Source organism: Dehalococcoidia bacterium (assembly GCA_035528575.1).
Lineage (GTDB): Bacteria > Chloroflexota > Dehalococcoidia > E44-bin15 > E44-bin15 > DATKYK01.
In genome coordinates this window covers 74,230-81,688 of the sequence record DATKYK010000029.1, presented here as the reverse complement: position 1 = coordinate 81,688, position 7,459 = coordinate 74,230, and the positions used below count along the sequence as shown (strand labels likewise).

General features: G+C 52.8%; 6 protein-coding genes. All 6 read left to right on the top strand.

The features are described from left to right. A partial coding sequence (locus VMX96_07030) for a hydantoinase/oxoprolinase family protein (GenBank protein HUU63652.1) occupies window positions 1-874 on the top strand: 874 nt, incomplete at its 5' end. 37 nt (window positions 875-911) lie between these two features. Continuing rightward, window positions 912-3,110 carry a hydantoinase B/oxoprolinase family protein gene (locus VMX96_07025; protein ID HUU63651.1) on the top strand — a complete coding sequence of 733 codons (2,199 nt, stop codon included), beginning with the start codon at window positions 912-914 and terminating at the stop codon, window positions 3,108-3,110. 9 nt (window positions 3,111-3,119) lie between these two features. Beyond that, complete coding sequence (locus VMX96_07020; GenBank protein ID HUU63650.1) at window positions 3,120-3,668, top strand: acetone carboxylase subunit gamma; 549 nt, start codon at window positions 3,120-3,122, stop codon at window positions 3,666-3,668. A gap of 473 nt (window positions 3,669-4,141) precedes the next feature. Beyond that, window positions 4,142-5,068 carry a 4Fe-4S binding protein gene (locus VMX96_07015; GenBank protein HUU63649.1) on the top strand — a complete coding sequence of 309 codons (927 nt, stop codon included), beginning with the start codon at window positions 4,142-4,144 and terminating at the stop codon, window positions 5,066-5,068. A 166-nt stretch (window positions 5,069-5,234) separates the two neighbouring features. Beyond that, entirely contained in the window at window positions 5,235-6,227 is a 993-nt protein-coding gene (gene hpnA / locus VMX96_07010; GenBank protein HUU63648.1) for a hopanoid-associated sugar epimerase, read from the top strand. 132 nt (window positions 6,228-6,359) lie between these two features. Beyond that, complete coding sequence (locus VMX96_07005) at window positions 6,360-7,328, top strand: carbon-nitrogen hydrolase family protein (GenBank protein ID HUU63647.1); 969 nt, start codon at window positions 6,360-6,362, stop codon at window positions 7,326-7,328. Window positions 7,329-7,459 lie beyond the last annotated feature (131 nt).

The window sequence follows — 7,459 nt, the reverse complement described above, 5'->3', positions numbered from 1 at the left end:
CGATGTCCTGGGCGTCGACCCCTATTACCTCGCAGAGGGGGTGTATAAGCTCATCAACAGCACTATGAAGGAGCACATCAGGGCAGTGCTCTATGCTCGGGGATTCTCCCCGGCAGATTATCACCTTCTGGGCTATGGCGGAGCCGGCCCGATGCACCTCGCTGGCTACACCGAAGGCCTGCCCTTCAAGGGAGTAGCCACCCTGCCCTACGCAGCGGCCTTCTCTTCATTCGGTTCTGCTGCGGTGGACATCAGCCACCGATACCAGAAGTCCACCACGGTTATGATTCACTTTGGAGCCGATGATGCCTTTAAGTTGATGATGGGTCAGCTTATGCTCAATCCTGGGTGGGAAGAGCTGGAGAGGCTGGCACAGGCTGACTTCGCTGCCGAGGGTCTGCCATGGGAGCAGGCCAGGGTGCGTCAGATAGCCTACGTGCGCTACGGGAGCCAGATGGACGACATCGAGGTGCCATCGCCGGTACCCCGCATAAATAGCGCCGAGGATATGGACAAGCTCATCGCCGCGTTTGAGGATCTCTATGAGAGGGTATATGCCGGCGTGGCCAAGCACCCGCAGGCGGGGTATCAGATCTTCGAGCTGGGGCTCACCGCCACCATTCCCAAGGTCAAGCCTAAAATAGTTAAGAGATCTCTGGAGGGAAAGGATCCACCACAAGAAGCCATCAAGGGGGAGAGGGAGGTGTACTTTGACGGCGAGTGGCACAGGGCCGTTATCTACGACATGGACCAGATCAGGCCGGGGAACGAGATCGAGGGGATAGCTGTAGTTGAGGCTCCGGCTACCACCTTCTTCCTCCCGCCGGGGAGACGGGCCAGGATGGATGAGTGGTCGATGCTGTGGCTCACCTGAGGATATCCCAACTGGGAAACGGCGATCAGAGGAGGTTATGATGAGCGAGAGCAAAGGAATAGGAGAGGGCGGCAAGACCATCAGGCAGATGATGGAGGAAAATGAGAGGCTGTACCGGGAGACCGGTTGCTATGCCGGCATCACCGAGCCCCATCTACTCAAGGAGAACCCGATCAAGGGCGAGCTTTTTCATTCCCGGATAATGGCGTCGCTGATAGCTGGCAGGGAGACCACCCGTATGGTTTCGGGTTCTCCCTTTGTCCGGGAGGTGGCCGAACTATGCCTCGGCCTCTACACTCCCGAAGGGGACAATATCGCCCAGTCCACCGGCATTCAGATCCACATCAAGCTCATGGGTGACAACATACAGTGGATGATCAATAAGAACTACGAGGAGGAGGTGGGGATTAATGACGGTGACTTCTTCATATCCAACGACCCGGTCATATCCGGCATGCACGCTGCTGATGTCTACGATATGCTGCCCATTTTCTGGGAAGGCGAACTGATCGGCTGGGTGTCCACGGTGATCATGGAGATGGACATCGGCGCGGTAAGCCCCGGCTTGATGCCCACACCTAACGTGGAGCGGGGCACGGACGGGCTGAAGTTCTGCTGCGAGCGAATAGGGTCAAACGACAGGTTGAACCGGGACTTCGAGCATAAGATCGAGATCTGCCTGGATATGTCGGACATCTTTTTGCTGGATCGCAAGGGTGCTATTGCGTCCAACATCCGTGTGCGGGAAGAGATCAAGCGTATTATCGATGAGTTCGGGATCGAATACTATAAAAGGGCGACCAGGGAGCTTATAGAGGAAGAGCGGCGCAACCAGATTGTCCGCATCCGGCAGCGGATGGTTCCCGGCCGATACCGCGGCGTGGTGCCTGCGGAGTTTCCCATGGCGGATCAACCGGTAGCGTGGCTCCCGGCTAAGCGGGACACCATACGTCTCATTCCTATACAGATGGATGTCCTGCCCGCGGGAGGTCTGGTACTGGACTTCGAGGGAGCTGGTGAGTGGGGCTGGCACCCCTTCAATGGTACACCCCAGGCAGTCTGGGGTGGCGTCTCCATAGTCACCGTGCAGACCCTGTCATACGACGGGCGCGGCAATCTGGGGTCGCTTCTTCCCATTGAGGTAAAGGAGCCGCCTGTCGACTCCCTGCTCAATCCAAGCCAGATCAAGAAGCTGGCAACCTCCACTCCGTGGGCCCCCTTACTGGACGTGTTCGGTATGTGGACGCATCTCTTGGGTATTGCCTTCTATCTGCGCGGCTTCAGGGAGGAGACCTTTAACTACCGATCTTCGGCTGGCTGGCAGATGGCCGGCTATGATCAAATGGGTAACAAGCGCCCTCTACTGGCCGCTGGAACCGGTTACTTCGGCCCGGGTGCCTGCGGGGTCTGCGACGGGGTCGATTGTGGAGGGTGGCTGGCTACACCGGAGGTCGACCTGGGAAGCGCAGAGGTCTGGGAGCTCTTCGTACCCCATATGGAGATGTCGCACCGAATCGAACCCTATTCGGTAGGCTACGGAAGGTTCCGCTCCGGCCTGGCAATTCCCCAGGTGGTGATGATTCATATAAGTAAGCAGTTAGTCGGCAGCGGGGCGCTTGGTACCGCTTCGGACGGTATCATCCCCAACCTTGGCCAGTTCGGCGGATACCCCGGCGGCAGGCGGAACACCCTGTTGCTACGCTATAAAAACCTCCCCGAGTTAATGGAGAAAAGGCAGCCGCTGCTCCACGAAGTGGGCCACCCGGCAGACTTAGAGGACCGCTTTCCCGGGGAGGTCTTCGACCTTGGCCTTATACCGGTGCCGACGGAGATCTACGAGGGTGACCTCCTCATTTCAAATAGTGGTGCCGCTGGTGGGCTTGGCGATCCAATCGAAAGGGACCCGGCGCTGATAACCGCTGACATGGACAACGGACTGACCACCGAGTGGCAGGCCACTAACATCTACTGTGTTAAGACTAGCTACGATGAGGAAGCGAAGCAGTGGAGGGTGGATGATGCTGCCACCAGGGAACTGCGCGAGGCAAAGCGCAAAGAGAGGCTGGTAAGGGGTGTGCCGGCGAAGGAATGGTGGCAGAGGTCGCGTCAGCAGCTTATGGAGCGCAATGTCGATGACAAGATTCTGGAGATGTACCAGAGCAGTATGAGGCTCAGCGATGCCTTTACCCGGGAGTTCAAGGACTTCTGGGCGCTGCCCGATGACTTTAATCTGTGAGGTGAAGAGATGTCATATAGCAAAGAGGACTTAAGAGACCTTTATGATGGCAGGCTACCCTGGCACAAGACGTTCGAAATCATGAGCAAGCCCAAGGACGATGATAGATTCGACAAGTATGTTGAGATCCTTCAGGAGCGCGTCTCCTACCCTGAGAGGATACTAATGCCCTTGGGCGACCACCTCAACGTGGTGCGGAAGGGCGCGGAGAGGGTGGTGAAGTGCGACTGCGGGCACGAGTTCGGGGACTGGCGGAAGAACTGGAAGCTGAACGCTCTCATCTTCGCCAGAGACGACACTGCGAAGCTGGAGGAGGTTTACCCCGGACTGAAGTGCCCCGACCCCGACCTGTGCGAAGTGCGAGAGTTCTACTGCCCGGGGTGCGGCAGTCTGCTCATGGTGGAGGCTGTACCCGTAGGCTGTCCGCTCATCTTCGATGCCCTGCCTGACCTGGACAGTTTCTACCGGGAGTGGCTGGGCAGGCCGCTTCCCGACGAGGAGGAGTTCCGGGATATGACCTACGATGTCACCGCGGAGTGGGGACGGAATCTCAAGTGAGGCACTCTGATAGCGGGGCTGTAAGAGGCGAAGATTAGACGATAGGTCAAACCAAAGGTGAGCAGTATATTTTTAGGATAGATGAGCGAACCCTTTAGGGATTTCTTTCCATGAGAGGGTTTTCTCAATTAGAGAATGTCACTGGTGATTTGTTAAAGAGCGCCTATTTCATAGGTGCACATCAGAGCAGTAAAGTCCAGCGCTTTACGGATATGTTAATGCAACAGTCAAGCCCAAAGAATAGCACCTCACAGCTCCTAAGTCTCACATGCTACCTAGACCGATTTCTGGGGGATATGTCAATTGTAAGAAGTGGTGAGAGTGAATACAATGATAGAGCCTACGGTAAAATCTTGGCCGCCGGTGAGTTGATAAATGCGCAGATGGCGGGGATTCAAAGCTTAATATCCCAGTAAAAGAGGAGTTTGAATTGTACACATCAGAACTTTTTTTAAACGCGAATGGAGAAGCTTATGCATAACGAGATAACCAAGGCACTCTATGAGATGTTCCCTGAGGATGAGAAGAATGACTTTTATCACGCATACATATTCCTCAAATATCCGGACCACTTTGTTTATCATTTATCTCAAGCAGGAGGACTTCCCGCAGAGAGACCTCAGACAAAGCTGGATGATGATGTCGATGCGATGATCCAAGCCGCTGTATGGCGAATCAGTGAGACTGCGGCGACTCACGATACCAGCACTTATCATCTTAAAGTAGTTAAATTGAGGGATGCGATTCAGTTGGTTACCCAGAAGGCAGATGTAAGAATAAAAACACCCGATAGGGTAATGCATTACAAACAGGCTAGAGATATTATTATCAACAACCCGCATTCAATTGCCGTTGGGGAATGTGCCTGCCGTGCCATTTCCAAAAATCCCTGTCTTCCTCCCCCCATGGAGGTTTGTCTATTTGTTGGTGATCCATATACCTCTTTTATTGCGGAGGAGAATCCTAAGTTCCGTAAGATATCTCAGGAGGAAGCGGTCCACATCCTTCAGACGTCGCATGAGAAAGGCTTTCTCCACACTGCGGAATTCAAGAAAGAACTGGGCAGGCGGCTTATTGCTATCTGCAACTGCTGCAGTTGCTGTTGCGTCGGAGTGCAGATGTGGAACATACTGGAGGGGCAAGTTCCATTCATTGCCCCTTCAGGCTATGTATCTCGAATAGGTGATAACTGTAGTGGTTGCGGTATTTGTTTAGACATCTGTAATTTCAATGCAATACGAATGGATGAGGATAGTAATAAGGCTGTCGTAGATTTTAATAAGTGTATGGGCTGCGGCATTTGCGAAGATAAATGTCCTGATGGAGCGATAACACTTCAGAGGGAATCATCTAAGGGCGATCCCTTAGATTTGGAAGAGTTGCTACGGCATCAGAAGTAAGGGATGACCAGCCCCTGCTTATTTTACCAGTCAATAAATCAGAGTTGGTGGCGTGTAGAAAAGCTTTGTAGCTTCTGGGGCTGGAGGCCGATGCCCCAGAGAGCTGCGCGGTCCGATAGGGTTATAATCACGCCAGCTCTCGATAAGCACCTAGGGGAGGTAAAGTATGAAGACACTAGTCACGGGAGCTACTGGCTTTATGGGCTCAAGTATTGTAAGAGAGCTGCTGAAAGACGGCGCGGAGGTAAGGGTTCTGGTGAGAGAGAACAGCGATACCAGAAACATTGACGGTCTGGATGTCGAGAAAGCGTACGGGGATATTCGGGATGGCGAATCCGTGAAATCGGCATTGAAGGGGTGTGATACCTTCTATCAAACGGCAGCCTTATATGTTTTCTGGGTACCAGACATGAAAGTGCTCTACGATGTCAACGTAGAGGGCACAAAGATTGCCTTGAACGCAGCCCTGGAGCAGGGGATAGAAAAGGTGGTTTATACCAGCAGCATGGTAGCATTAGGTTTTCACGGAGCCAAAAGTCCGGCTAATGAGGATGCTGAGTTCAATCTCTGGGATACCGGAGACCATTATGCTATATCAAAGTATCTGGGGGAAGTTGAAGCCAGGAAGATTTGTGAGAAGGGGCTTCCCTTGGTAATCGTAAATCCGGCCACGATTATTGGGGTGCGAGACATAAAGCCAACTCCCTCAGGAAAGGTAATATTGGATGTTATCAACAAGAAAATGCCTGCATACATCAATGGAGGCGTGAATCTCGTCGATGTTGAGGACGTGGCTCGTGGCCACATCTTGGCTGCCCAGAAAGGTAGAATTGGCGAAAGGTATATTCTGGGTAACGAGAACATGTCAATAAGAGATTATTTTAGGTTGATTGGGGAAGTTGCAGGGGTTAAACCGCCAAAATTTAAAGTGCCCTACTCAGTTGCCATTACCATGGGATATGTGTTCCAATTTCTTTCCAATATTATCAGGAGACCGCCAGTCATGAACGCACCAATGGTGCGCCTTGGCAGCAGATATGCATATTTTGACAGCTCTAAAGCTATCGATGAACTGGGTTTTCCGCAAACACCCGTCAAGACGACTATCGAGAAGGCGGTCAACTGGTTCAGGGAGAATGGGTACGCGAAAGTGAGCTAAAGCAGCGGCAGCCGTTAATTTAATTGAGATAGGGAGGCAATCATTAAAGAGGGATAAGCAAGTCAAACTGCAGAAGGTGTTGCTGTTGTAAAGGCTGCCGAGTGATTGTCACCAAAGGGTAGAACGTTAAATATGTCAAACGAAAAAGGTAGAACCGTTCGGGTGGCGGCGGTGCAGATGGAGTCGAAGAACGGCCTAATTGATGGTAACCTCAAACACGCCACGTCATTAGTTAACCGGACTGCGCAAGAGGGAGCCAAGCTCATCGTACTTCCCGAGTTCATGCCCACCGTCTATATATTAACCACGGAAATATGGGACGGGGCGGAACCAAAAGAAGGGCCGACCGTCAAGTGGCTCAGGGAGAACTCCACTAGGCTGGTCGTCTGGTTGGGAACCAGCTTCCTCGAAGCCGAAGGAGAAGATTTCTTTAATACGTTCGTTCTAGCGACCCCTAGTGGGGAGGAAGCTGGTCGGGTGAGGAAACAAACGCCGGCTGCTTATGAGGCGTACTTTTTCAGGGGAGGCACCGGCCCACACGTGATAAACACCGAATTGGGTAAGCTAGGAGTGGGTATCTGCTATGAAAACTACCCTTCCTACATTCCGCAGATGATGCACCAGCAATCGGCAGACCTTCTGCTTATGCCCCTCTCAGCCCCAACCCCAATGCAGAGCTTCTTTTTCCGTCATAGGCAGATCGAATACTACAACAATGTAATAAGAGAAGGAGCTCGTCGCATGGCGCGCCTTATCGGGGTACCTGTGGTCATGGGAAACAAATGCGGCCGATGGCAGAGGCCAATGCCTGGGATACCATTTTGGAAGCAGGATTCAAGGTTTCCGGGCCTATCGACTATAGTCGATTCGGATGGGACCGTTATAGCGCAACTGGGGGATGAGGAAGCAATCATAGTCGGGGATGTTAGACTTGACCCATCCCCGAAAAATCCACGAGCCACCGCAATGCTACGGCCGGTGGGCTTGGGAAGGCCATTGGTTGAGGAATTCATTGCTGTTAATAGGAGCCTATGGAAAGCTACGGTATTCTCTCAGCTCCGGGCGAAAGAGAAGGGCGCGGAGAATTTCATCTGTTGCTGACAGCATAGAGAAGAACTAAAAAGCGATCACGTCCTGACGATTGATAAACGAATGCCTAGCCCAGCAACTTGCTGAAGGCGCAAGAAAAAGCGGGTCTAGATGATTAGGGCCTTTTGCCCAGCGATACCTCG